The 24,287-nt window shown below is 65.7% G+C and carries 23 protein-coding genes and 3 pseudogenes; 12 read left to right on the forward strand and 14 right to left on the reverse strand.

The features are described from left to right. Positions 1-3 precede the first annotated feature (3 nt). Complete coding sequence (locus tag H7J86_RS12070) at positions 4-1,704, forward strand: sensor histidine kinase (RefSeq protein ID WP_267291184.1); 1,701 nt, start codon at positions 4-6, stop codon at positions 1,702-1,704. 52 nt (positions 1,705-1,756) lie between these two features. Here the strand turns inward: H7J86_RS12070 and H7J86_RS12075 are convergent, their stop codons facing one another. From H7J86_RS12075 to H7J86_RS12085, 3 genes are all read right to left on the reverse strand, one after another. After that, positions 1,757-2,347, reverse strand: coding sequence for a TetR/AcrR family transcriptional regulator (locus H7J86_RS12075; protein ID WP_372517262.1), 591 nt, complete (start codon positions 2,345-2,347; stop codon positions 1,757-1,759). A 103-nt stretch (positions 2,348-2,450) separates the two neighbouring features. Then, the gene (locus H7J86_RS12080; RefSeq protein WP_090358420.1) at positions 2,451-3,314 is read right to left on the reverse strand and encodes a LysR family transcriptional regulator ArgP; all 864 of its coding nucleotides are present in this window, start codon (positions 3,312-3,314) and stop codon (positions 2,451-2,453) included. Positions 3,315-3,342: 28 nt separating this feature from the next. Beyond that, complete coding sequence (locus H7J86_RS12085; protein WP_267291187.1) at positions 3,343-4,944, reverse strand: alpha/beta hydrolase family protein; 1,602 nt, start codon at positions 4,942-4,944, stop codon at positions 3,343-3,345. Positions 4,945-5,077: 133 nt separating this feature from the next. Here H7J86_RS12085 and H7J86_RS12090 point away from each other — a divergent pair, with 133 nt between their 5' ends. The 3 genes from H7J86_RS12090 to H7J86_RS12100 are packed head-to-tail and all read left to right on the forward strand — an operon-like array spanning position 5,078 to position 6,968. Further along, positions 5,078-5,746: a TetR/AcrR family transcriptional regulator gene (locus H7J86_RS12090; protein ID WP_267291189.1), complete on the forward strand. Its 669-nt coding sequence runs from the start codon at positions 5,078-5,080 to the stop codon at positions 5,744-5,746. A gap of 53 nt (positions 5,747-5,799) precedes the next feature. Continuing rightward, on the forward strand, positions 5,800-6,357 hold the full coding sequence (locus H7J86_RS12095) for a TenA family protein (RefSeq protein WP_267291191.1): 558 nt from the start codon (positions 5,800-5,802) through the stop codon (positions 6,355-6,357). After that, entirely contained in the window at positions 6,354-6,968 is a 615-nt protein-coding gene (locus H7J86_RS12100; protein WP_187098001.1) for a TenA family protein, read from the forward strand. Before H7J86_RS12095 ends, H7J86_RS12100 begins: the two co-directional genes overlap by 4 nt. On the opposite strand, the gene H7J86_RS12105 is transcribed toward H7J86_RS12100, so the two are convergent. After that, positions 6,965-7,426, reverse strand: coding sequence for a PPOX class F420-dependent oxidoreductase (locus H7J86_RS12105; RefSeq protein WP_090358411.1), 462 nt, complete (start codon positions 7,424-7,426; stop codon positions 6,965-6,967). The two genes, H7J86_RS12100 and H7J86_RS12105, sit on opposite strands and share 4 nt — an antisense overlap. Before the next feature lie 47 nt (positions 7,427-7,473). Here H7J86_RS12105 and H7J86_RS12110 point away from each other — a divergent pair, with 47 nt between their 5' ends. Both H7J86_RS12110 and H7J86_RS12115 read left to right on the forward strand, forming a co-directional pair. Continuing rightward, a complete protein-coding gene (locus H7J86_RS12110) occupies positions 7,474-7,614 on the forward strand; it encodes a hypothetical protein (protein WP_267291193.1) in 141 nt (46 codons plus the stop codon). A gap of 223 nt (positions 7,615-7,837) precedes the next feature. Continuing rightward, positions 7,838-8,245: a hypothetical protein gene (locus H7J86_RS12115; protein WP_235632885.1), complete on the forward strand. Its 408-nt coding sequence runs from the start codon at positions 7,838-7,840 to the stop codon at positions 8,243-8,245. A gap of 304 nt (positions 8,246-8,549) precedes the next feature. On the opposite strand, the gene H7J86_RS12120 is transcribed toward H7J86_RS12115, so the two are convergent. Continuing rightward, positions 8,550-9,371, reverse strand: a complete 822-nt coding sequence (locus tag H7J86_RS12120; protein WP_267291196.1) for a hypothetical protein — start codon at positions 9,369-9,371, stop codon at positions 8,550-8,552. A gap of 101 nt (positions 9,372-9,472) precedes the next feature. Between H7J86_RS12120 and H7J86_RS12125 the strand changes: the two genes are divergently transcribed. Then, on the forward strand, positions 9,473-10,678 hold the full coding sequence (locus H7J86_RS12125) for an MCE family protein (protein WP_267291198.1): 1,206 nt from the start codon (positions 9,473-9,475) through the stop codon (positions 10,676-10,678). A 168-nt stretch (positions 10,679-10,846) separates the two neighbouring features. On the opposite strand, the gene H7J86_RS12130 is transcribed toward H7J86_RS12125, so the two are convergent. Continuing rightward, positions 10,847-11,458 (reverse strand): LLM class flavin-dependent oxidoreductase, encoded by a 612-nt coding sequence (locus tag H7J86_RS12130; protein WP_308204849.1) that lies wholly within the window; start codon positions 11,456-11,458, stop codon positions 10,847-10,849. An 8-nt stretch (positions 11,459-11,466) separates the two neighbouring features. Here H7J86_RS12130 and H7J86_RS12135 point away from each other — a divergent pair. Further along, a pseudogene (locus H7J86_RS12135) lies at positions 11,467-12,958 on the forward strand (catalase); the annotation flags it as partial. Between the two features lie 159 nt (positions 12,959-13,117). Here the strand turns inward: H7J86_RS12135 and H7J86_RS12140 are convergent. Continuing rightward, the gene (locus H7J86_RS12140; protein ID WP_267292891.1) at positions 13,118-13,717 is read right to left on the reverse strand and encodes a TetR/AcrR family transcriptional regulator; all 600 of its coding nucleotides are present in this window, start codon (positions 13,715-13,717) and stop codon (positions 13,118-13,120) included. A 192-nt stretch (positions 13,718-13,909) separates the two neighbouring features. Between H7J86_RS12140 and H7J86_RS12145 the strand changes: the two genes are divergently transcribed. The 4 genes and pseudogenes from H7J86_RS12145 to H7J86_RS12160 all read left to right on the forward strand — a co-directional run bounded on the left by H7J86_RS12145 (position 13,910) and on the right by H7J86_RS12160 (position 17,896). Continuing rightward, positions 13,910-14,356: an MmpS family transport accessory protein gene (locus tag H7J86_RS12145; protein WP_167155961.1), complete on the forward strand. Its 447-nt coding sequence runs from the start codon at positions 13,910-13,912 to the stop codon at positions 14,354-14,356. Beyond that, positions 14,353-17,223, forward strand: coding sequence for an MMPL/RND family transporter (locus H7J86_RS12150; RefSeq protein WP_267291200.1), 2,871 nt, complete (start codon positions 14,353-14,355; stop codon positions 17,221-17,223). The genes H7J86_RS12145 and H7J86_RS12150 overlap by 4 nt, the downstream gene beginning before the upstream one ends. Further along, positions 17,220-17,503: pseudogene (locus H7J86_RS12155) on the forward strand (DUF732 domain-containing protein). Before H7J86_RS12150 ends, H7J86_RS12155 begins: the two are co-directional and overlap by 4 nt. Before the next feature lie 14 nt (positions 17,504-17,517). After that, positions 17,518-17,896: pseudogene (locus H7J86_RS12160) on the forward strand (DUF5078 domain-containing protein). Positions 17,897-17,899: 3 nt separating this feature from the next. On the opposite strand, the gene H7J86_RS12165 reads toward H7J86_RS12160, so the two are convergent. The 7 genes from H7J86_RS12165 to H7J86_RS12195 all read right to left on the reverse strand — a co-directional run bounded on the left by H7J86_RS12165 (position 17,900) and on the right by H7J86_RS12195 (position 24,236). Beyond that, positions 17,900-18,406, reverse strand: coding sequence for a hypothetical protein (locus H7J86_RS12165; protein ID WP_267291202.1), 507 nt, complete (start codon positions 18,404-18,406; stop codon positions 17,900-17,902). A 126-nt stretch (positions 18,407-18,532) separates the two neighbouring features. After that, positions 18,533-19,174: a phosphate signaling complex protein PhoU gene (gene phoU, locus H7J86_RS12170; protein ID WP_267291205.1), complete on the reverse strand. Its 642-nt coding sequence runs from the start codon at positions 19,172-19,174 to the stop codon at positions 18,533-18,535. 87 nt (positions 19,175-19,261) lie between these two features. Further along, the gene (locus tag H7J86_RS12175; protein WP_267291207.1) at positions 19,262-20,191 is read right to left on the reverse strand and encodes a mechanosensitive ion channel family protein; all 930 of its coding nucleotides are present in this window, start codon (positions 20,189-20,191) and stop codon (positions 19,262-19,264) included. Between the two features lie 115 nt (positions 20,192-20,306). Beyond that, complete coding sequence (locus tag H7J86_RS12180; protein ID WP_267291210.1) at positions 20,307-21,425, reverse strand: GGDEF domain-containing protein; 1,119 nt, start codon at positions 21,423-21,425, stop codon at positions 20,307-20,309. A 287-nt stretch (positions 21,426-21,712) separates the two neighbouring features. Continuing rightward, positions 21,713-22,504 (reverse strand): PIG-L deacetylase family protein, encoded by a 792-nt coding sequence (locus H7J86_RS12185; protein WP_267292893.1) that lies wholly within the window; start codon positions 22,502-22,504, stop codon positions 21,713-21,715. Further along, entirely contained in the window at positions 22,501-23,475 is a 975-nt protein-coding gene (locus H7J86_RS12190; protein ID WP_267291212.1) for an acyl-CoA dehydrogenase family protein, read from the reverse strand. Before H7J86_RS12190 ends, H7J86_RS12185 begins: the two co-directional genes overlap by 4 nt. Then, positions 23,472-24,236 carry a glycosyltransferase family 2 protein gene (locus tag H7J86_RS12195; protein WP_267291215.1) on the reverse strand — a complete coding sequence of 255 codons (765 nt, stop codon included), beginning with the start codon at positions 24,234-24,236 and terminating at the stop codon, positions 23,472-23,474. Before H7J86_RS12195 ends, H7J86_RS12190 begins: the two co-directional genes overlap by 4 nt. Positions 24,237-24,287: the final 51 nt, after the last annotated feature.

Raw genomic sequence — 24,287 nt, forward strand, 5'->3', positions numbered from 1 at the left:
GTCGTGGCCGGACCAGATGAGGGACACCATCGCCCCCTTCGCGAGACGCTGTCGCAGCTGCGGCTGCGCGAACTGCTGAGCGAGGTACAGGATCGTGTCGAGCAGATCGTCGAGGGCCGAGATCGCCTGGACGGACTTGTCGACGCGATGCTGGCCGTGACATCCGGTCTGAAACTCGACGCCACCCTCACCACGATCGTGCACACCGCGATCGAACTGATCGACGCCCGCTACGGTGCGCTGGGCGTTCGCGGCCACGGGCATGAACTGGTCGAGTTCATCTACGAAGGAATCGACGCGGACGCCAGCCGGCACATCGGAAAGCTGCCGCAGGGCCTCGGGGTGCTCGGTGCGCTCATCGACGACCCGCGGCCGATCCGGTTGGACAACATCTGCGATCACCCTGCGTCCGTGGGATTTCCCGCGCACCATCCGCCCATGTCGACGTTTCTCGGGGTGCCGATCCGGATTCGGGACGAAGTGTTCGGAAACCTCTATCTCACAGAGAAGAACTCGGGACAGCCCTTCAGTGAGGACGACGAGGTACTCGCGCAAGCGCTGGCCGCCGCCGCCGGTATCGCCATCGACAATGCCCGGCTGTACGAGCAGTCCCAGCGACGGCAGGCATGGATCGAGGCGACTCGCGATATCGCCACCGAACTCCTGTCCGGCACCGAACCCGCCGCCGTATTCCAGGTGATCGCCGAGCAGGCCCGCAGGCTCACCGAGTCGACGATCGCGGTCGTCGCGGTGCCCGCCGAGGAGGACGACGAAGACTCCGCGCGTGAGCTCGTCGTGGTCGAGGCCGCGAGCGCCGAACCGGTGGATATCGCGGCCTTCGCGCCGATCCCGGTCGGTGTGGGGATCGTCGGCGAAGCCTATGCCCGGCGGGCTCCGGTGCGGACCGGCGATCTCGATCTTGCCGGTGCCGGCGGACCGGCGATGGTGCTTCCGCTTCGCACCACCGAAACCGTTGCGGGCGTGGTGATCACCCAGCGCAGCGCCGGGGGCGCCCCGTTCAGCGCGGACGATCTGTCGATGGCTGCGGCCTTCACCGACCAGGCTGCGCTGGCCTGGCAGCTGGCCACCACCCAGCGGCGGATGCACGAACTCGATGTGCTCACCGATCGCGACCGTATCGCGCGCGACCTCCACGATCACGTCATCCAGCGGCTGTTCGCCGCGGGCCTGGCGCTGCAGGGCGCCGTTCCCCGTATCCGGCCGGCCGACGCACAACGGCGGGTCGAGCAGTGCGTGGACGACCTGCAGGATGTCATCTCCGAGATCCGCACCGCGATCTTCGATCTGCACAGTGGATCCTCCGCCGGAAGCACTCGGCTGCGTCAGCGAATCGACGCCGCCCTGACCCAGTTCGCGTCAGACGGTGTCCGGACCTCGGCGAGTTACAGCGGACCGCTGTCGGTGATCGAACCCGCGATCGCCGACCACGCCGAGGCCGTGGCACGCGAGGCGGTCAGCAATGCGGTACGGCACGGCAACGCCACCGAGATCTCGGTGTCGGTGCGCGTCGACGACAATCTGACCATCGAAATCACCGACAATGGAACGGGTTTCAACGGACCGATCACCGAGAGCGGGCTGGCGAATCTGCGCCTGCGCGCCGAGGAATGCGGCGGCACGTTGTCGTTCGAGGAATCCCCGAGTGGCGGCATCGTGGTCGTGTGGCAGGTCCCGCTGCCCTGAGGGCGGCCCACCCCTCGCCGAACGGACACGCGCGGCAGCCTGCGACCAGTCCCTATCCGGCGGATTCGACGAGCACCGACCGCACGACACGGTGTAGCTCGTGCCCCACCGTGTCCAGCGGTTGGGTCGCGCGTTCGGCCCGGCACATCGCCACCGCGCCTTCCACCGAGGCCACGATCAGTGTCGCGGTCCCCAACGCCTGGGTCGGTTCGACACCGCACTCCCGCAACGCGCCGGCCAGGATCGATGTCCAATTCCCGAAGGCGAAGACCGCCGCGTCGCGCGCCACGGAATCCCCGTCGGCCGTTTCCTCCACCGCGACGCCGAGAACCACGCATCCCGCGTGGAAGTCACTGTCCACCAACTTCTTCCGCCACATCCCGAGAAACGCTTCCAGGCCTTCGGCCGGCCCGGCAGCCATCGCCCGAGCCAGCATGCGTGCGGTGAGATCGTCGGCCCACCGAACCGCCTCGGCCGCCAGCTGCCCCTTCCCGCCCGGGAAGTAGTGGTAGGTGGACCCCAGCGGGGCTCCGGTGTGTTTCGCCAATTCCCGCACGCTGGTGGCGTTCACCCCGCGGCGCCCGATCATGTCCGCCGCGCCCGCCACCATGCGCATCCGTGCATCCACTCCGCTGTCAGCCACGGCCCTCCTCGCTATAACGACCGTCATAGCATAGTTCACGCTGCGGTTATCACAGTCGTTATAGGAGCCCGGCGTGCCGCAGCGCCCGATTCACCCGCAGTGTCTAACGGCGCCGGCCCAGGCGCTCGGCCGCGCCCCGCACCGCGTCGGTCACGGTGTCGACCACCGGGCTGTCCAGCTTCCAGCACTGCCAGTACAACGGCACATCGAGATGCACCTCGGCGATCCGGACGAAGTCCGGACCGATCAACTGTTCGGGATACATCCCCCAGCCCAGCCCCGCCTGTACCGCCGCCCGGAATCCCTCGGCCGTCGGGATGTAGTGCACTGGCCGACGCACCTCTCGGCGAAACACCTTGCGTATCAGGTTGTCCTGCAGAGCATCATCGCGATTCCAGGCCAGCGACGGAGCCTGGGCGGCCGATTTTGCGGTGAATCCGTCGGGTAGGTGCCGCGCGATGTAGGCAGGGGTGGCCACCGGGATATAGCGCATGACACCCAGCGGCCGCGTCCGGCAACCGGACACCGGCGCACGCTCGGTGGTGACGGCGCCCATCACCTCACCCTCGCGCAGCAATCGCGCCGAATGGTCCTGGTCCTCGATCCTGATATCGAACAGAATGCCGGGCAGGCGGGCGAAGACATCGGTGAACCAGGTTGCCATGGAATCCGCGTTGACCGCGATGGCGACCCTGACGTGTTCCTGCGATTCCGCACCTGTCTCGGCGAGCGCCTCGGCTTCCAGGAGCGCCGTCTGGGCGGCCAGGCGCAACAATGGGACGCCCGCTGATGTTGCACGACAGGGCTTTTCGCGAACCACAAGCACCTGTCCCACCCGCTGCTCGAGGGCTTTGATGCGCTGGCTGACCGCGGATGGGGTGACGTGCAGGCGAGTGGCCGCAGCATCGAAGCTGCCGAGCTCGATGACCGCCGCATAGGCCGCCAACTGCTGACCGTCCAGCCTCATGCCGCAATGCTAGTGCACAGGCCTTCCCCTAGTCCTTAAGAGCCACAACTGATCCGGAGTCCGAATCGTAGTGCGCCACCCGCGCGATCCAGGTCAGGATGACTTCGGACACCTTGTCCCACGGCGTCGCCTGGATGCGCTTTGTCGAGGTGAAGGGCAACCCCACCGCGGTGGCCACGCCCTTGGCGGTGGGGATGTCGATCGCCTCACGCGGTGCAGGGTAGTAGCCCTCGCGGGTACCGGCGAACAGATCATTGATCCACCCGGTCGCGACCGTCTGCACTGCCGCCACATTCTTCGGCGCCGAGACCCCAGCGATCAGATATTCGGCGGCCTGGATGACGGGGTTGCCACCGTAGAGGCCGTCGATGTGGCGGCCACCGGTCAGCATCACCCCGTTGAACTGGCCCGGGCGGGCGTCTTCGAGTTCGTCGCCGACGGTGCCGAACATATTCCACACGTATCTCTCCGACGAAATATCCATCACGGGGCGGTAATTGGCGCCGGTGAGGGTGGACAGCGCGTGCGGTACCGTGCCGTTCATATCGACCGAGTCCAACAGCACGATTCCGGTCAAGTCGGCGAGCGCACCGTTTTCGGTCATCTCGGCCGCGGCGCCCATCACCAGGCTGCCGCCGGCGGAATGACCGACCAGGGCAAAGCGGGTGGGTAGGACGACATCGTGTCCAGCCGCAGCGGAGGCGCTGGCCGTCAGGGCATCGCGATTGCCGGCGAACAGATCCGCGACCGCCTGTTGCATCGGGGCGCCCGCCAGCCAGGCACCGTCGGACGCGAGGAAGTTCGACGTGATGGTCGGCGCCACCACGACGCTGTGGGTCCGTTCGGCGAGCGCGGCAGCGGTGTGGCTGTACATCGAACCGACCGCACCGAATCCGTGCTGCAGGTAGATCAGGCGAGTGGGCGGTTCGTCGGTATCCGGGAAATACCAATCGGCGGTGACGGTACGCCCGCCGGCGACCGGGATACGCAGCGTCGACGTCCGCACGGTGACGTGCGCATCGGCAGGGAGCACGGGTGGTCCGGCGAAGAACTGGATGAGTCCCATGACGACGTTGAGGACCGCCGAACCGACAGCATCCAGCGGCGTCGCGCGGCGCGGCGCAGCAGCCTGCGCCAGCGCCGTGTCGGCCGCGCGCTCGGTCACCGCGGTGGTGCTCGTCGGCACCGCGGCCGCCGCCGCGGGTTTCTGCACCACAGCCGCCGCCGCGGCGGTGGGCTTCTGTTGCGTCGGCGGGTCGTCGGGGTGCTCCTGCCGGCTTGCGGTGTCGCGCTGCACCGTGCCCACACTCCGGGCCACACTCAGGCGCGCCGCCCGGGCCTTCTTCTTGGCGGTCCCGGACTTCTCGGCTTCCGAGGCCGGTTCGACGTCTTGCCCGGAGGCCGCTCCGCGTGTCTCGTCGCCGCCGGCCGGTCGCGGGTGATGCTGCACGCCTTCATCCGACGTGGATGTCGGGCTGTCCTGCTGTACCGCTGCGGCCGGCTTGTCGTTTCCCGCCGACGGCTCCGATCCGGGGTCGGCCGCGGCCGCGGCCGCGCCGGCGAGCAGCGCGACCGTGAGTGCCGTCATCGCCGCCAGGGCGCCGAGCCATCGAAGCAACCGGTCACGCATCCGAGCCTCCTGTTGGACACCGCAGCCGCGGCATAATTAAACAAATTAGATCACATGTCATTTAACTGTCGAGAGGTGCCCGCGCGGCCGGAGTACCCTTTCGGTGTCACGACCAGCACGAAGGGCAGCACGAGTGGGCGAGGAGCCGGTACGCCGCCGTCGGGGCCGCCCCTCCGGCGGCGGGGCGGCAGCCGAAGAATTACGGGAGGCGTTCCTCGACGCGGCGGAGCGACTGTTCGTCAGCCGCGGCTACCGGGCCACCACCATCGAAGTGATCGCACGCGAGGCCGGGTACTCACGGGGCAGCGTGTACCGCCACTTCCCCACCCGGGACCTCCTCGTGGAGGCACTGATCCAGCGGACCACACGTCGGCACATGCTCGGCATCCTCGACCGCCTACCCAAGGACGCCAAACCACTCGACGTCATCACCGAGAGCCTGGTGATCGTCGCCAGCGAGCTCAATCGAGATCCCCTGGTGCGCTCGATCTCGGATCAGACGGATGAGCGGACCGTCGCGATGATGCTGGCCAACAACGCCGAACTGCACCGGTTGGTCGAGACATGGATGTCCGCGATGGTCGAAGCCGACGCCGGCAAGACACTGCGACCCGGGCTGCGCGCCAAGGACCTCGGCCTGTTCCTCATCGCCACCAGCATGAGCCTGCTGCTCGGCGTGATCCCCGGCTCCGAGGATCCCGCGACGACACGGCGTTACCTCGACGTCTTCTTCCTGCCCGCCGTCGCGGCGCAATTCCCGCCGGCATCACCGGTGTTCACCGCCGGCGAGACAAGCGAGTGACGAGCCGGACCGGCGACCACACGCGTTGAACGCACACCGCTATTGTTCGTGACGTGTCAGACGAGCTCTGGGAGAGCGCGACCCGGCATCCGTTCCTGGGTGCGGTGCGCGACGGCTCCATCACCGATGAGGCCTTCGATCGTTGGTTGTGCCAAGACGCCCTGTTCGTCGCCGACCTGCTCACGTTCCAAGCTCGGCTGCTGGCCCGCGCACCCCGTGCGGCCCAGTCGGTGCTCGCCGCGGGCTGTGTCGCGCTGGTGGCCGAACTGGACTGGTTCGAGGCACAGGCGCGGCTGCGGGGTATCGCCCTGGACCAGCGACCCCTACCCGCCACGCTGGCTTACCGGGAACTGCTGCGGGTCCTCGACGGCGAACCGTTCGATGCGGCGATCACCGCCCTGTGGGTGCTGGAGCGGGTGTACCTACTCGCCTGGACGCACGCCCGGTCGGATACTTCGCGATTCCGTGAGTTCGTAGAGCATTGGAGCACAACCGAGTTCGCGTCTTACATCGAAGAACTCGCCGCGTTGGCCACCCCCGACGGCAAGGACGCACTGATCGCCGAGGTGCTGTCCCACGAGGTCGACTTCTGGGAGATGGCCGGGGTATGACACTGTCCGCCCGGCTGTGGTCGGAGAACGCCGACGTCACCGCCCAGGTCCTCGACCACCCGTTCGTACGTGGGATCGGCGACGGCTCACTGCCGCGGGAACTCTTCGCCGGCTACGTCGCGCAGGACGCGTTCTTCCTCGAATCTTTCGCCCGCGCCTACGCTTTCGCGCTGGCGCGCAGCGCCGACACCGCCACGCTGCTCACCCTGGCCGACCTGCTGGCAGGGGTCCGCGATGAACTCGGCCTGCACGCGTCCTACGCCGAGTCGTGGGGTATCGACATGTCCGGCGTCGCACCGTGGCCGGCGACCCTGGCCTACACCGAGTTCCTGCTGGCCACCGCCTCCACCCAGGGGCCTGCAGCCGTATACGCAGCGATGACGCCGTGCATGCGGCTGTACGCATGGCTGGGACAGTCGCTGAACCCCGACGCCGCCGGACCCTATACCCAGTGGGTGCAGACCTACGCCGATCCTGGGTTCGAGGCGTTGGCCACCCAGCTGGAGACGCTGCTCGACGCGCAACATACCGACACCCCCGCCGTGCACGCCACCTACCGGCGCGCCATGCAGCTGGAGCTGGGATTCTTCGAGGCGGCGTTCACCGCCTAGTCCCGTGCCGCCGGGAACCCGCCGGTGGCCACCGGGCCCCAGCGCGTAGGAGTGATGCGCAGCAGGCACTTTCGCTGATCGACCATCGCCTGCCGGTACTCGTCCCAATCCGGGTGCTCACCGGCGACCGCGCGGAAGTAGTCGACCAGCGCCTCCACCGCCTCGGGCAGGTCGATCCGTTCCGCGTCACCGTCGACCTGTACGTACGGGCCGTTGAACTCATCAGACAACACCGTGACGCTGGCGCGCGGCGTCCGGCCGATGTTCACCGACTTGGCGCGCTGCGGGTAACTCGCGATCACGATGCGTCCCTGCTCGTCCACGCCGCCGGTGACCGGCGAGCTCTGCAGCGAGCCGTCCGCCCGGAAGGTGGTCAGCACCATACGGTGCCTCGGCCGCACGAACTCCAGCAGTTCGTCGAGGCTGACATCGTCTGCGGTGGCGTAGGTGCGGGGCATGTCCCAAGTCTATGAGCGGGACTGGCCTGACCGCGATCGGTTGATCCATGGCTTATGAGAGTCTTGCGGCCCACGTCGTGGCCGGGAGGCTCGATGAGATCATGGCGAGGCGCAAGCGGCCCAGTCGGGAGCAGATTGTGCACAAGCTGCTGGCCGCCAACCGGCTGTTGGCCGGGGCGGTAGCCTGAAATTGTCCTGGTCACTGCGGCGCTTTGGGAGATTCCGATTCGGCGTTTACGTACTACGGCCAGCCCGCAGCAGCAGGAGGCGCTGATTCTGGCCGCGGCGGCCGAGGAATTCGCGCGGGTGGGGGTGCGTAGATCTAGTTTGGCGTTGGTCGCGGATCAGGCTGGAGTGAGTCGCCGGACGTTGTATCGACGGTTCCCCACAAAGGAGGACCTGCTGTACGCCGTGGTCAGCGATTTGGCGGGATCCATTCTGGCGGAGTTGGCGCAGACGGTGAGCGGCCTGGGGGTCCGAGACACCGTCGTCGAGGTGTTTTGCATCGCAGTTCAAAAGGCCAAGACGGAGGGCGTGTTGCGCCAACTCACCGTCTCTGAACCGCAGACTTTGGGTGCGCTGTTGGGCTTCGTGGGACCGGATATGAACCTCATCCTGGGTAAGGTCATCGACCTCGCGGTGCTGCAGGCACGTCGGGCGGGGGCGTCGATGGACGAGCAGCAACTCCGTATCGCGGTTGAGGCGATGATTCGTTTGACCACTTCCTTGATGAACAGTCCTTCGGCCGTGGTCGATTTGGATGATCCCGCTGCGGCCCGCGCGTATGCCGTGCAGATCCTGGCGCCGATGGTTTGGTGAGATGGCCAGCCCGGTCGGTTAGGTCCACGTTTCTGCCACCCGCGGCCAATGCTGTCCGCACGCTTCGACGATCGGGCGGGCGAAACTCGAAGACGTCGACTGGCCGTTCGTCGGTAATGAAAAAAGCTTGCCCGCAGGCAGTTCCGAGCGGGGGCAACTGTTAGGCCACCACAGCTGCCCATGAATGAGGTGTGCGCCAGAGGCCAACAGCCGCGTCACAACAATTTCGCCGTAAGATTGTTGCCGACCAACCCCGCTCCTCCGGTGACCAGAACTCGCTTCACGTCAGTGTGTTGAGTCGCTGTCACACTGGGGTTTTCAGCGCGACTGAGCCCGGCGCTGTCGCGCTCGGGGCGAGGTGGATCCGAGCTGAGGGTGGCAGTGTCCGGTAGAGGTAGTCGATCTGCTTGATCATGAATGGGATCGTGATCAGCGGGGCGAAGACCCACCAGATGTTCATGAAGACAAACTTGAACATGAACCCCATCCAGAATCCCTGCTCCAGGTCGGCGAACCCGGCCCGTGTTTCGGAGATGTAGTAGATCGACACCACTGCCAGCATCATCGAGCAGGCCACGATGCCGACGAAAAGTCCCTTGATGCGTTTGATGTCGTCTCCGGTGGCTTTGGCGCGCAACAGGTAGAACCACGCCGTGAACAGTGCCAATCCACCGATGACAGCCACGACCTCCATGCCATAGAGCCCCGCATCGCTGGTCAGATAACGGGTGTCAGCCGCCCCGTACCCCCACCACAGCCACACCCAACGGTCGTCGGGGCCCGCTCCGTTCATGATGCCGGTCAGATCACCAATCAACCAGGGCGTTTCCCATGTGATCTGACTGCTGGCGGTCACCGGAAACCACACCATCGTGAACTCGGCGGCACGTTCCGACCACGTCCGGTTCTCCCCTGGGGCATCCCACCACGCCGTGAACAGCGGCACCAGCAGCGGGATGTAAATCAGCGCACCCCAGATCGTGTACGTCGGCTCGGGCGGAAGAACGCCGAAGCCGACCCCTAGGAATGGGATTCCCGTGATGAGCACGCCCAGGACGAACATCACCGCATAGATACGCCGCCGGTGCGCTGCCACCGGGCGGGCAAAGTTCAGTTTCTGCATCAAGACGTCCCTCAATCCCCAAATTGGCACATTGCCTATTATTTGTGCCAATGTAACAACACCGGCGAACGCAGGGCAAGGAATCAACCGCAAGGGACATGCAGATGGCTCACGAAGACCGACGACACGTGGTCCGGGTGCGGGTGGCCGCCGCGTGCTTAGCCGTGCTGATCGCTGGAGCCGCCGCGCTCACCTACGCGTCGTACACGGCAGCGTTCGCCTCGACCGCGCAGGTCACCGTGGTCTCGCCGCGAGCGGGTTTGGTCATGGAACCCGGGGCCAAGGTCAAGTACCGCGGAATCCAGATCGGCACGGTGGGCACCATCTCCTACCGAGGCGATCAAGCCCAGTTGGTACTTGCGATCGACAGCCGCCAGATCACCTTCATTCCCACCAACGCGAAGGTGCACATCGGCAGCACCACCGTATTCGGCGCAAAATCGGTCGAATTTCAACCACCCCGGTCGCCCTCAGCGAGCAGGCTTCGACCCGGCGCCACGGTGCCCGCAACGTCGGTGCAGCTCGAAGCGAACACACTGTTCGAGAACCTCAACGGCCTGCTGCAGAAGATCGAACCACTGAACCTCAACGCCACGTTGACCGCGATAAGTGAAGGCATGCGCGGACACGGCGACAGCGTCGGCGCTACCCTCGCAGTTCTCAATTCCTATCTGCGCCAGATCAATCCGAAGTTGCCGACACTGAGCAATGACGTGGCCGCGGCGGCGACAGTGGCCCCGGTCTACGGTGACACCGCGCCCGATCTCACCACCGTGCTGGATAACCTGCCTACGCTCAACACCACGATCGTCGACCAAGCAGACAACCTCGAGGCAACCCTTCTGGCCACCACCGGGCTAGCCAATGACGCCACCGCCACCGTGAGCCCGGCCGCCGACGACTACATCGCCGCTATTCGACGACTTCGCGTCCCGCTGACCGTCGCGAGCGACTACTCCCCAGAATTCGGCTGCCTCCTCCAAGGCATCGCCCAGGGATTACCCAGTGTCGGGGCAATCATCGGCGGGGTCCGTCCCGGCCTGTTCGCCTCAGCCAACTTCATCCCCGGCGCACCCGCCTACACCTACCCGGAGAGCCTGCCGATCGTCAACGCCTCCGGAGGCCCGAACTGCCGCGGACTGCCCAACCCGCCGACCAAGCAGAACGGCGGAAGCTGGTACCACGCACCGTTTCTCGTCACCGACAACGCCTACGTGCCCTACCAACCCAACACCGAAACGCAATTCAACGCACCCAGCACACTGCAGTTCCTCTTCAACGGCGCCTTCGCCGAACACGACGACTACTGACCGCGTCGGCACATCTACCCGCAGGTAGACGCACCTGCCGTCGACAGAATCATCGAACTCAGGCCGAGCCGTCCTCGGTCTGCAGTTGGTGGCCAATGCCCCGGCACTGCGCCACGGATAGAGACATATCCGACGACCCTGCGCTGCCGTGTACCAATCGAGGTCCGGTCAGGACGTCGACGACCGGGACGGAACCCGGCTGCGAACCCGCGGGATCACGTGTTCGGCGAAGCGCGTCATCTCCGTCTCGAACGGCTGGAACTGGAGCATGAACAATTCGACGCCCGCCTCGTGGAACTGCTGGATACGCGCGGCCACCGTGTCATAACTGCCGACCAGCCCGGCCGCGGTACCTCCGTTGGTTCCGATGTGCGGGAACTCCTGAAAGGTCTCGAACATCGCGACCGCGGGATCCACCTGCCCGGTGATCCATTCCTGCTCGGCCTTGTCCCGTTTGTCGATCTCCCACGCATAGGCCAACGCTTCGGCAGCCTCGGCGTCCGTCTCACGTGCGATGACGAAGGCGGCCATGCCGAATTCGACTGGCGCGCCGGTACGTGGCCGGGCCCGCACATCGTCGATGAGTGCGGCCACCCGGTCCAGCGGCTGGCCGTTGATGAACCAGGCATCGCAGGCATCCTCGCCGCCGGAATAGATTCGTGGGCGTTCCCGCCATCGCGACACCGGCCGCGGCCGGTAGCCGTCGGTCTGAAACCACCGTCCGTCGAAGGTGGACGGTCCGCCGGCCAGAAGCGCGCGCAGGACGCCGGTTTCCTTCAGGAGATGTCATGCCCCCACCGCGCAAGCGCGATCAAAAAGCCCCGGCGAATGCCGGACCCACCGGTGCTGTCAACGGACGGGTGTCCGATGCGGACGATGCCCGCGCTCAAACAGGTACCCATCTGACCACCGCGCAAGGCCTGCGCCTGCCGGATACCGATCATTCCCTGAAGGCAGGTTCCCGGGGCCCGACGCTGCTCGAGGATTTCCATCTGCGGGAGAAGATCACCCACTTCGATCATGAGCGGATCCCGGAGCGGGTCGTGCACGCACGCGGCGCGGCAGCACACGGCGTCTTCGAGTCCTATGGCGTCGCCTCCTCGGTCACCAAGGCCGCGTTCCTGGGCAAGAAGGGCACGAAAACCGAGGTTTTCACCAGGTTTTCGACGGTTCTCGGGTCGCGCGGTTCCGCCGACACCGTCCGCGACACCCGTGGGTTCGCGGTGAAGTTCTACACCGATGAAGGGACGTTCGATCTGGTCGGCAACAACATGCCGGTGTTCTTCATCCAGGACGGCATCAAGTTCCCCGACATCATCCACGCGGCCAAACCGCAACCGGACCGCGAGATCCCGCAGGCCCAGTCCGCGCACGATACGTTCTGGGACTTCGTGTCCTTGCATACCGAAGCCACGCACCATGTGTTCTGGAGTATGAGCGATCGCGGCATACCGCGTTCCTTCCGGACGATGGAAGGGTTCGGTGTCCACACCTTCCGGTTGGTGAACGCGTCCGGCGAGACCAGCCTGGTGAAATTTCACTGGAAGCCGGTCGCCGGGGTGCACTCGCTGGTCTGGGAGGAGGCGCAGATCGCCGCCGGTTGCGACCCGGACTTCCACCGCCGTGACATGGCGGACGGGATCGAGGCAGGCGCCTTCCTCGAATACGAGCTCGGTATCCAGGTGATGCCCGATGCCGGTACGGACAGTTTCGAGGGCATCGACCTCCTGGACCCCACCAAGCTCGTGCCCGAGGAACTGGCAGCGGTGCAGCTGGTGGGCAAGATGACGCTGAACCGGAACCCCACCAATTACTTCGCCGAGACAGAACAGGTGGCCTTCCACACCGGGAACCTGGTGCCGGGTGTCGAGGTCACCAACGATCCGCTCATGCAGGCCCGGTTGTTCTCCTATCTGGACACCCAGCTCACCCGCCTGGGGGGACCGAACTTCACGCAGCTGCCGATCAACCAGCCGCACTGCCCGGTCAATGACATGCTTCGCGACGGTATGCACCAGAGCGCGGTTCACACCGGTGTCGCCGCCTACCATCCCAACAGCATCGACGGTGACGAGCCGCACCCGGCTGATGCGTCCGAGGGCGGCTACGTACAGGTGCCGCGTGTCATCGACGGCACGGCCGTGCGAGCCCAACCGGCCTCGTTCGACGACCACTTCTCGCAGGCGACGATGTTCTACCGCAGCCTCAGTGCGGTCGAGCAGGGACCATATCGTCGAGGCCTTCACCTTCGAATTGGGCAAGGTGTACGAAAAGGCGATACCGTCTCCGTCTGTGAATACCCCGACTCAGAAGTCGCAAACTCAGCACCCAACCCGCGCTGGGTGACTCACCGCGCTTCCCGCGCAACTACAGGTGCGCACAAGGTATTTCACCGACGCCGGGGACCAATGCGCCGGGGGAAGGGCTCCGGTGGTGGATCTAGTGCCCTCGCGCGCCCATCAGACTGGGCAGCAACACACCGTCGACCACCGCGCGGACCGTGTCCTCGGTCGGCGGCCGATCCGATACCAATGACCGGAACACCAGGTATCCCGGCAACAGATCGAAGATCTCCTCATTGATCGCCGACGCGTCGATCTCTCCCCGCTTGACCGCCGCGGCCAGCACGCCGTCGATGACCATCTTGCGCTGCAGGACGAACTTCTCCTGCATCGCATCTTGCAGACCCGGGTTGTGCGACATCTCGTTGAGGACAGCGCGCATGGTGCGCATGTGTTCCTTCGACTGCTGGCATGTCGCCCGCCCGATCTCCAACAGATCGCCCCGGAGCGAGCCGGTGCGCGGCGGGATGGCGGTGTCCCGGGTGCCCTGGATGAACGCCGCGAGCACCAGATCAGCCTTGGACGGCCAGCGCCGGTACATGGTGGCCTTACTGGCCTTGGCCTTGGTCGCCACGGCTTCGACGCTCAGGCGGTCGTACCCGTGCTCCTGCAGCAACTCCAGGGTGATGGCCAACAGCTCGGTCTCTCGCTCGTTCCAAGGACAGCTCGAGGCATCGTCCTGGTGATCGGTGACCATCGCGTGCGCCCTCCCTTGGAATATCGCGGTCACGCCGCGACGTTGAACCACGTTGACGCAGCTAGAGCAGCAATTTTTGCGTACGTCAAGCAGTTGCGACAGATCGTACGGTACCGTACCGTTCTGCTTCACGTGGCGATTTCACAGCGTGACATCGTGTGATCGCCAGCGGGGGCGGCGAAAGGTCTTGGATTGAGTGGGTTCTCGGTGGCTGCGCTGGCAAAGCGGCAGTGGATCGCGATCGTGTCGATCGTGGTGATCGCTCTGGTCGCGTTCACCGTCACCCGATTGCACGGTGTGTTCGGCTCCGACAACGAGGTGTCCCGGGCCGGATCGGATGCCCTGGAGAACACCGGCTACAACCCCAAGCACGTGTTGTTCGAGGTGTTCGGCTCACCCGGATCCGTGGCCACCATCAACTACCTCGATATTCATGCGCAGCCTCAGCACGTCGACAATGTCCCGCTGCCGTGGTCACAGACGCTGACCACCGACGACCCGACGATGTACGCCGATCTGCGCGCACAAGGTGACGGCGACACCATCGGCTGCCGCATCACCGTCAACGGAATCGTCAAGGACGAAAGGTCCTCGAACAACGTGAACGGCTACATCGCCTGCTTGGACAAGACAGCATGAGCCAGCATCAGACCGAGGTCGGCCCGACCGAAGGGTCCCTGCCGGCCCGGCTGATCCGGACGCTGTCGGTACCGATCCTGTTCATTTGGATCGCCATCGCCGCGGTGTCCAACATCATCGCCCCTCAGCTGGAGGTCGTCGGCGCCGAGCGTTCGGTGGGGCTCAACGCACCCGATGCGCCGGGCATTCTGGCGATGCGGCACATCGGGCAGGTGTTCCACGAATTCGATTCCGACAGTGCGGCAATGATCGTGCTGGAGGGCGACCAGCCGCTGGGTCCCGAGGCGCACAAGTTCTACGACGGCTTGGTCAAGAAGCTCCAGGAGGACACCGAGCACGTCGAGCACGTGCAGGACTTCTGGGGTGATCCCCTGACCGCCGGCGGCTCGCAGAGCAAGGACGGCAAGGCCGCCCTGACGCAGGTGTACCTCCGCGGAAACCAGGGCGAGGCGCAGTCGAACGAATCGGTCGACGCGGTACGCAAGATCGTCGCCGACACACCGCCGCCGCCCGGTATCAAGGCCTATGTGACCGGTGCGTCACCGCTGGTGACCGACAACTTCGAGGTGGGCAGCGAGGGCACCCACGAGGTCACCGCCATCACCTTCCTGGTGATCGGCATCATGCTGCTGTTCGTCTACCGCTCCGTGGTGACGATGGTGATCGTGCTCCTGATGGTGGCCATCGAACTCGCGGCCGCCCGCGGCGTGGTGGCCGTCCTCGCCCACTCCGGTGTCATCGGGCTGTCCACGTACTCGACGAATCTGCTGACGTTGCTGGCGATCGCGGCGGGCACCGACTACGCGATCTTCGTCGTCGGCCGTTATCAGGAGGCCCGCAGTAACGGGCTGGAGCGGATCCCGGCCTACTACGACATGTACCGGGGCACTGTCCATGTCATCGTCGGCTCGGGATTGACGATCGCGGGAGCGGTCGCCTGCATGCAGTTCACCCGCCTGCCGTACTTCCAGACACTCGGTATCCCGGCCGCTCTCGGCGTACTCGTGACCCTGGCCGCCGCGCTGACACTGGGGCCCGCCGTGTTGTTGATCGCCAGCCGGTTCGGATTGTTGGAGCCCAAGGGCCAACTGCGTGCACGCGGATGGCGCCGGATCGGCGCCGCGATCGTGCGCTGGCCGGGTCCGATACTGGTGGTGACCGGCGCGATCGCGCTCATCGGGGTGTTCGCCCTGCCCGGCTATCAGACCAGCTACGACAACCGCCCGTACATCCCCGGTACCGCACCCGGGGTGATCGGGATGGAAGCCGCCGAACGGCATTTCACCGAAGCGCGGATCAACCCCGAGCTGCTGATGATCGAGACCGATCACGATATGCGGAATCCTGCTGACATGTTGATCCTCGAGCGCGCGGCAAAGGCGGTCCTGCACACTCCGGGAATCGCGCTGGTGCAGTCCATCACGCGACCGCTCGGCACCCCGATCACCCACAGCTCCATCCCCTTCCAGATCAGTGCGTCCAGCGCCAGCCAGATCATGAACCTGGGCTATCAGAAGGACCGGGCCGACGATCTGCTCAAGCAGGCCAACGAGATCGACAACACCATCGACGTGCTCAAGCAGCAGCTCACCCTGCAGCAGCAGAGCGCGGAGGCCACCCACGAGCAGACCCAGGCGTTCCACGACACCGTGGCAACGGTCAACGATCTGCGCGACAAACTCGCCAATTTCGACGATCAGTTCCGCCCGCTGCGCAATTACTTCTACTGGGAACCGCACTGCTTCGACATTCCCATGTGCTCGGCGTTGCGGTCGGTGTTCGATTCCCTGGACGGAATCTCGGAGCTGTCCGACAAGTTCGGCAACATCACCGCAAGTCTGGACAAATTGGACGCGCTTCAGCCGAAGCTGGTCGCGCTGCTGCCGCCCCAGATCGCCATTCAGGAACGCAACCGCGATCTCACCCTGTCGAACTACGCGACCACCGGTGGCACCAACGCCCAGAGCGATGAAGCGCTGAAGAACGCCACCGCGATGGGCCAGGCGTTCGATGACGCCAAGAACGACGATTCGTTCTACCTGCCGCCGGAAGCCTTCGACAACGCCGATTTCAAGCGCGGACTCAAGCTGTTCCTCTCGCCGGACGGCAAGGCCGCCAGGTTCATCGTGACCCATCAGGGCAATCCCGCCACTCCCGAGGCGATCCCGCATATCGACGCCATGAAGGATGCGGTGTTCGATGCGCTCAAGGCCACGCCGATGTCGGATGCCAAGGTCTATGTCGCCGGAATCGGCTCCACCAACAAGGACATTCAAGAAGGGATGAAGTACGACCTGCTGATCTCGGCACTGGCCGCACTGGCACTCATCCTGCTGATCATGATGTTCGTGACCCGCAGCATCGTCGCCGCGATCGTCATCGTCGGCACCGTCGCGGTGTCGTTGGGCGCCTCGGTCGGCTTGTCGGTCTTGTTGTGGCAGTACATCTTAGGGATCCATCTGTATTGGATCGTGGTGCCGCTGGCCATCATCCTGTTGTTGGCGGTGGGTGCCGATTACAACTTGCTGCTGGTGTCGCGGTTCAAGGAGGAGATGCATGCCGGCCTGAACACCGGCATCATCCGGTCCATGGCCGGTACCGGCCGGGTGGTCACGGCCGCGGGTCTGGTGTTCTCGGCGACGATGGCGTCGTTCATCTTCAGCGATCTGGTGATCCTCGGACAGATCGGTACCACCATCGGCCTGGGACTGTTGTTCGACACGTTGATCGTGCGGTCGTTCATGACGCCGTCGATCGCGGCATTGCTGGGCAAGTGGTTCTGGTGGCCGGTGTCCGTGCGTCAGCGTCCGTTGCCGGCACCGTGGCCGGCGCCCGCCCACAAGGAGTCTGAGGAGGTTTCGTCGTGAAGTCTGTCGTCACAGCCGTGATCGTCGGTGCAGCACTGGGATTGGCAGCCCCGGCGGCCGCGGACCCGGCATATGACCGCGATCCCGACACCAACTTCGCCCACGAGTTGCACACCTACGGCATCTACGGGCAGAAGGACTACAACGCCTGGATCGGCAAACTGGTCTGGACCGCCACAACACCACCGAGCAGAACTGGCAGTTCCTGGGCTCGGCACTGAACTACTACTGCCCCGACCAACGCGTCATCCTCGACCAGGTCGCGGCCGCCCAGCACTAGGAAGGAACACCATCATGCACACCACACTTCGCCTCGCCGCCGCCACCGCAGCCCTCGTCGGCGCCCTCGCCACCTCCGGTATCGCGTCAGCAGATGCCACCGACGACTACCCCATCCCCAACCGCATCCTGCGCACCCCGTGCACAGCCGAACAGATCATGGCCGCCGCCCGCGACGTCGAACCCGTCTACTACGAGCGCTACATGATCGACTACAACAACAAACCCGCCGCCGACCAACAAGGCACCCAAGACCGCATCCACTGGTTCAATGTCCTGGCGCTGGCCCAACTGGGCCAAACTGTTCTTCAACAACAAAGGCGTCGCCGCCCACACCACCGACATCTGCCAGAACTACCCGCCCAACGACATGTCCGTCTGGGACTGGCACTGACGCTCAGCTGTCGCAGAGACCGGCGGCCTTCTCTTCGCTGATGATCCGTTGGAGGGGCTGCCCGAGGTGCGCGGCGAAGTCGGCGGTGGCCCGCATGTTCCAAGCCCCGTCCTCGTAGACCATGAACCGGGAACCCCCGGCACCGTGATTCATCACGCGCACGATGGCCTGGCCGTCGGGCTCCATGCGCAGTCCCTCGACGGACAGACGCGGACCCGGCTTCTTGCACGTCCTGTAGAACTCGACGAAGTCCTCGCGCGTGATCCCCTGGCGCACCTCCTGCGCCATGTGTTCCCAGACTTCGGCGAAGTCGCCGGCGGCGAAGCTGTCGACAATGCCCTGCGCGGACACGGTGGCTGCGCCCAAGGTGACCGCGGCACCTCCCGGCGTTTCGGCGGGGTACGCGGCAAGCTGTGGCGCCTCCGACCTGGAGGTGCCATAGGACGTACCGCAGGCCGCGGATGCCAGCGCCACGGCCACGGCTGCACAGGAGGCCAGTAGTGACTTCATCCCGGGCAGGCTAACCGGGATCGGCCGAGAATGTCGGACAAACCGGTGCGAACCGACCATATGGAGGGGGTACGCCGGCATCCGGCCGAGTCGAACGCCGTGGGCGGCGTCGCCGTATCCGCACGGTCAGGCGTGGGCGCCGGTGCTCTGGTAGATGACACGGCCCGCAATGTCGACCGCGTGATCGGCAAAGCGTTCGAAGTAGCGGCTGAGCAGCGTGATGTCGACGGCAGCGGCGGTACCGTGCGGCCAGTCGGGGTTAATGACCACGGTGAACAGATGGCGATGCAGGTCGTCCATGGCCTCGTCGTCCAGGGCCAGCTGCGCTGCCTTGCCGGAGTCGTTGTTCAGCACCACGTCTGTGACGTCGTTGCCGATACGGACAGCAATGCGGCCCATATCGGCGACATCGCAGCTGACCTCGTCGGGCACCGCGGGGCGGGGGTGGCGCCGGCGGGCGATCTTGGCCACGTGCAGCGCGAGCACACCCATCCGTTCGGCATCGGCCACATTCTTGAGTGCGCTGAGAACGGCGCGCAGATCCCCGGCGACCGGCGCCTGCAGGGCCAGGATGGTGAACGCATCTGTTTCCACCTGGGCGCACCGGTAGGTGAGCTCTTCGTGCCGGCCGAGCACCTCTTCGGCGACGGTCAGGTCGGCGTTCAGCAGCGCATGGGTGGCGTGTTGCATCGCTCTTCCGCTGAGATCGCACAGACCGGCGATGCCGGTGCCCAGCGCACCGACTTGCTCCCTGAATGCCGACCGCATGAGACTCCCACGTAGGACCCGATGGTTGTCCATACCCGTCTCGGCATGGGTTCACACCAGCCCGTCGGTCAGGAGGCCTCATTCGCCCTACTCGCCGGCAGCTGCCTGCACACGTCCGCGCGGATACGGCAGATCGATGTCGTGTGCGTCGTAGGCACGGTGAATCTCGCGTCGGAGCCGACGCTGCACCGCCCACTGCGCGTTCGGCCGCGTCTTGATCGTCATCCGCAGCTTCACCAGGTCGGGCGACCATTCCTGCACTCCGAGCATGTTGGGTTCGCCCAGCACCTTCGCTGCGAGTGCCGGATCCTGCAGGGCGGTCTCGGCGGCGTCGAGGGCAACCTGCTCGGCCCGCTCGACGTCGGCGGTCAGGGCGACGGGTACCTCGATACGGGCCACGGCGTACCCCTGGCTCATGTTCCCGACCCGCGCGATCTCACCGTTGCGGACGTACCAGAGCGTGCCGTCGATATCGCGCACCGTCGTGATGCGCAGTCCCACGCTCTGCACCTCACCGGTGGCGTCACCCAGGTCGACGGTGTCGCCTACCCCGTACTGGTCCTCCAAGAGCATGAAGACGCCCGAGACGAAATCCCGGACCAGATTCTGCGCACCGAACCCGATGGCCAGCCCGATGACGCCGGCCGATGCGATGAACGGCGCGATATTCACCCCCAGCACGTTGAGTACCGCCAGGCTGAGCCACACCAGTAGCACGATCGAGACGGTCGACTTCAGCACCGAGCCGATCGTCTGCGCCCGCTGAAGTCGGCGCTCGGCAGTCTTGGGGTCCGCCGCGGCGGGCATGCGGCCGCGCAGATTGCCCAGGAGTGTCGGCTTGCCCTGCGGCGGTGCGTCACCCTTGCGATTCTGTCCGCTGGCGCGGTCGATCATGCGGTGTGCCGCGTAGCGCAGAAGCAGCGCGACCGCGGTGTAAACGACCACGCGCACCGGTACCTCGATGAGCCAGTGTCTGTTGGTATCCGTCCATTCGAAAGCCAGGGCGTGTACATCCATGCCTTCGACGGTAACGCGAGATCCGGGCCCGTTGGCAAACCCGCTTCCGCCGCGAAGCGGCACTGGATCATCCTCGACGTTGTGTGACAACGGGTTTGACCACCGCCGTCGACGACTACGGATGCATCGTCGGCGCCATCGAGGTCCGGTGTTCCGTGGGCAGGTGCACCGACCTGTTACCCCCGGCCCGCTTGGCGTCGAACATCGCATGGTCCGCGCAATCCAACAGCGCTTCCCACATCCGTGCCGACACCGCAGGCTTGTCCTTGGATACGGCGATCGACGTACTGGCCACACCGACACTGCCGGTGACCGGTACGGCGTCGGTGGCGGAGTAGACGGCCGCGCACACCAGATCGGCTGCCCGCGCCACCGCTGCGGCCGCCAAGACCGCGATGACGACGAACTCCTCTCCGCCCACCCGTGCGACCACGGACTGTGGAGCGGCGGCCAATTGGATCCGGCGCGCGCTGCGGACCAGGACCTCGTCGCCGACGCCATGGCCGTGTACCTCGTTGATGTCCTTGAAGCGGTCCAGATCGACAACCATCACCACGATGTGGTCGTCACCACTGCCTTTACGATTCAACAGATTTCGTAGATGCAGCCGCACTCCGCGCCTGTTCAGCAGACCGGTGAGCGGGTCGATCAACGACTCGTTCGCCTCGTTCTGCAGCGTCCAGATCCCGAACTGGATGGCGACCGGGACACAGGCCAGACTGACCCCGACGATGACCTTCACCACAGCGAGAGCGATGTCGCCACCGGTGTCGATCATCACGTTGGCAGCCAGCAGCACCACCGTCCCCATTACCCAGATCGCATGCACTGCAAGAAATTTCGGACCCTCGAAGAACATCAGATAGAACGACAACAAGGCCAGCAGGGTCGCGGCGAAGCCCACCGCGGATGCATCCGTGTTGACGATCGCGAGGATCGCCATTCCCACATCGGCGCACACGATGAACGCCCGCGAGGTGACCTTGCCCGGCCAGGCACCCAGCCACCACCGCAGCGCCCACCCCGCGGCACCGATTGCGACACCCGCCGCCAGAACGCGTGAGAGCAACGTTCCGGGGCCAGCCGGGGTGAATTGGATGATCGTCGAGACGATCGCGACCATCATCACGCTCGCACCGATCAGCGCCTGATTGGCTCGCGTCAACCCCCGCTTGGTGAAGAAGTCGACCTGAGCGTCGTAATCGACTGGGGTACGCCACCACTCGACAATCATGCGCGACAGCAAAGTCCCTCGCGGATCCTCGAAAGGTATCCTCGGTCCCGATGGGGACTCCAGCCCGCTCCGCGCCACCGGGCAAGTCTAGAGCCGGCGAAGGGAAGTTCAGGGCCATTTCAGGGCCATTCGGCGACCAGATCCGACAACGCTTTTGCCACCTTCACCCGCCGACGAATACAGGAAAAAGGCGGGCCCACACGTTTCCATTGTGGGCCTTGCACTTCTCACCCGCGAACGATTTGGAGCAAAGTCCCACGGCAGTTGAGAGCAAATGTGCAAACCCGTCAAATTCCAGCGACGGGTGGCGCGTCGGGGTTACTGAAAACCATTTCGCCGACCGCCAGCAGGCGCCGTAGGACGACGGCGGGCAGGACGGGCGGACATCCTGCCCCCGTGGGTTCGAACTGACTTCTAAAGCACTGTGCAGCCCGTGCTTTGCGGTCCACGAACGCTTTCGGCGGGTGGGCGCGGCGGGCGAGATCCCAGGGCACCGCGGGGTCGCCCGGCCTCGCCCAGTGCCACATCCACACCGGGTACTCCAGCATGCGGACGCCGGTGGCCGCCGCGGCCGTGGCGGCGGCCCGCCCCACTGCTTCATGGTCGGGGTGGCCGTCGCCGCGCCAGGTCGCCGCACACCACGTGCCCGCCGGATTGTTGGCCAGGATGTCGGTCAGCAAGCCGGTCAGGACGCTCTCATGGTCGGCCAGTCGCCCGTCGGGCAAGCCCAGCGAGACCGCGCTCGTGAGGCCGAGCACCCGGATCGCCGCCTCGAGTTCGATGCGGCGTTCATATGCCAGCCGACTTCGCTCCGAGGTGGACGCCCCCGGGTGGGCAGCATCCCCGTCGCTGGCCGAGACCACACGCACCTCGATCCCCCGCGAGGCGAGATATGCCGACGTTGCCCCGAATCCCAGTGTTTCGTCATCGGGATGAGCCCCCACCACGACCAGTGCTCGACAACCGCTGAAGTCCATGGCGGGCAACGGATCCGCCGACGCCCACGCGGCTGTGCCGGTGCCTCCGGTGTCCAGCGGAGTGGCGGCAAAGCGCGCACAATTGTCCAACTCGCCGTTCATCTGCGCGGTCGGCACAATCGGCCCAGGTCCGCGAGGTCCCGTTCGGCATGGCTCTGGCGTACGTAGATCACCAGATCGGCCACGCGCTGGGCGTGCAGGTTGTCGTGACAAAGCGGCTCCGGACCCATTGCCCTGCCCGTGCGGGTGATCACTTCCTCCACGGCGTGTTCGATGACGGCGCGGGTGCGCCGGGCAAGCAATCGTGCGGTGTCGGTCCGGTCGAACGGGTCGGCGTCGACATGGGCTGCCGCCACGGACAGCATGGCGTCGGCACCGGCCAGCGTGGCATCCACGGCGCCCAGGTGCGCCAGCAGGTGCGGATCCTCGGCGCGCTCCACCGCGTATCGATAGAGCGGCCGTGCCACCGCGTGCGCGCCTCCCAGCCAACATGCGGCCACCCCGATCGCGCCGTGCCAGAAGCCGGCACGCTCGAGATACCGGCCTGCTGCGCCCACGTGCACGGCCCGGGTCGCGGTGAACTGCACGGCCCGCGTATCGGTGCTCGCCAAGCCGATATTCGACCAGGCCGACGGAAGTGCGGTGACCGTCGGGGCGTCGAGCGCCACGGCGAACAACGCGCGTTGCCCACTCTCGATCTCCGCGGTGACCAACGCATGCGTGCACAGGCTCGCACCTGAGCACCACGGCTTGGTGCCCTCCAGGCGGAATGCGTTGTCAGACACGGCCTTTGCCACGAGCCGAAGGGTGGACGATTCCGCTGCCCATACGCCCCAGAGTTCATGCGGATTCGGCGGCTTCTCGCCCAGCTCGTGCAGAATGGCCGCCGCATCGGTGTGGGCTTCGGCGAGACGCCCCGCGCCGAGATCTTCTTCGGCCAGGTTCATCAGCCGATGCCACCGCTGGGCGGTGGCCCCGGAACCCGGGAACGGCACATCGAGGCGACCAGAGTCCAGCCATCGCCGCACCAGGGCGTGGGTCCCCGATTCCGCGGCAGGCCGATCGGCTGTCATCTGTCGCGGCTCAGCTCAGGCAGATTCGTCATGTAGTCGGCGAATCCGGCAGGTGCACGACCCACCGTCCGGGCACTGGTGCACACCGGGTCCTGGGCGGTACGCAGGATACGGATCCAAGGCCGCTGTTCGGCGCGCTTGACCAACTCCACGTCTTCACCGGTCTGTAGCGGGCGCCACCCGCCGATGTCGTGATACACGTCCGCTCGGATGCCCAGCGCCGCACCGTGGACGTGCGGGTGCCCTTCGACGTAGGGATGGCGGTCCTGCCAGGCGTGCAGCCGGGAAGCCGGCAGATCTCCCGACGGATGGACCATTCCGAGCACGAGGTGGTAGCCGTGCGCCGCGGCGTCGACAAATCGGGACATCCAGCCGGCGGGCACCCGACAGTCGGCGTCGGTGCTCGCCAACCAGATTCGCCGCAGCGGTGCGCCGGCATCGGCCAGCGCGGCACGCACACCGGCGCGACGGGCCGCACCGACGCTGTGCCGGTCCACCACGATCGAGCGGATACCCATCCGCTGCACAATGACGCCGGTGTCGTCCTCGCAATCGTCGAGAACCACGACGATACGACAGGTGAGTTGCGGGAAGAGGCGATGGGCTGCGCGCTGCGAATCCAGTAGCGCAGCCAGACACGTGCCGATGAGCTGTTCCTCGTTGTGGGCCGGCACGACGACGATCAGCTCGGACACGGCCTGCGCGGTGGGGGCGCTGCACCGAACAGCAGCGTGGTACCGCGCTGTCTCAACTGTGGTCATCACGTTCCTCTGAAAAGCACCAAGGGGACAGTCCGGTTGGCTGTCCCCTTG

The sequence above is a fragment of the Mycobacterium hackensackense genome (genome assembly GCF_025822555.1).
Lineage (GTDB): Bacteria > Actinomycetota > Actinomycetes > Mycobacteriales > Mycobacteriaceae > Mycobacterium > Mycobacterium fluoranthenivorans.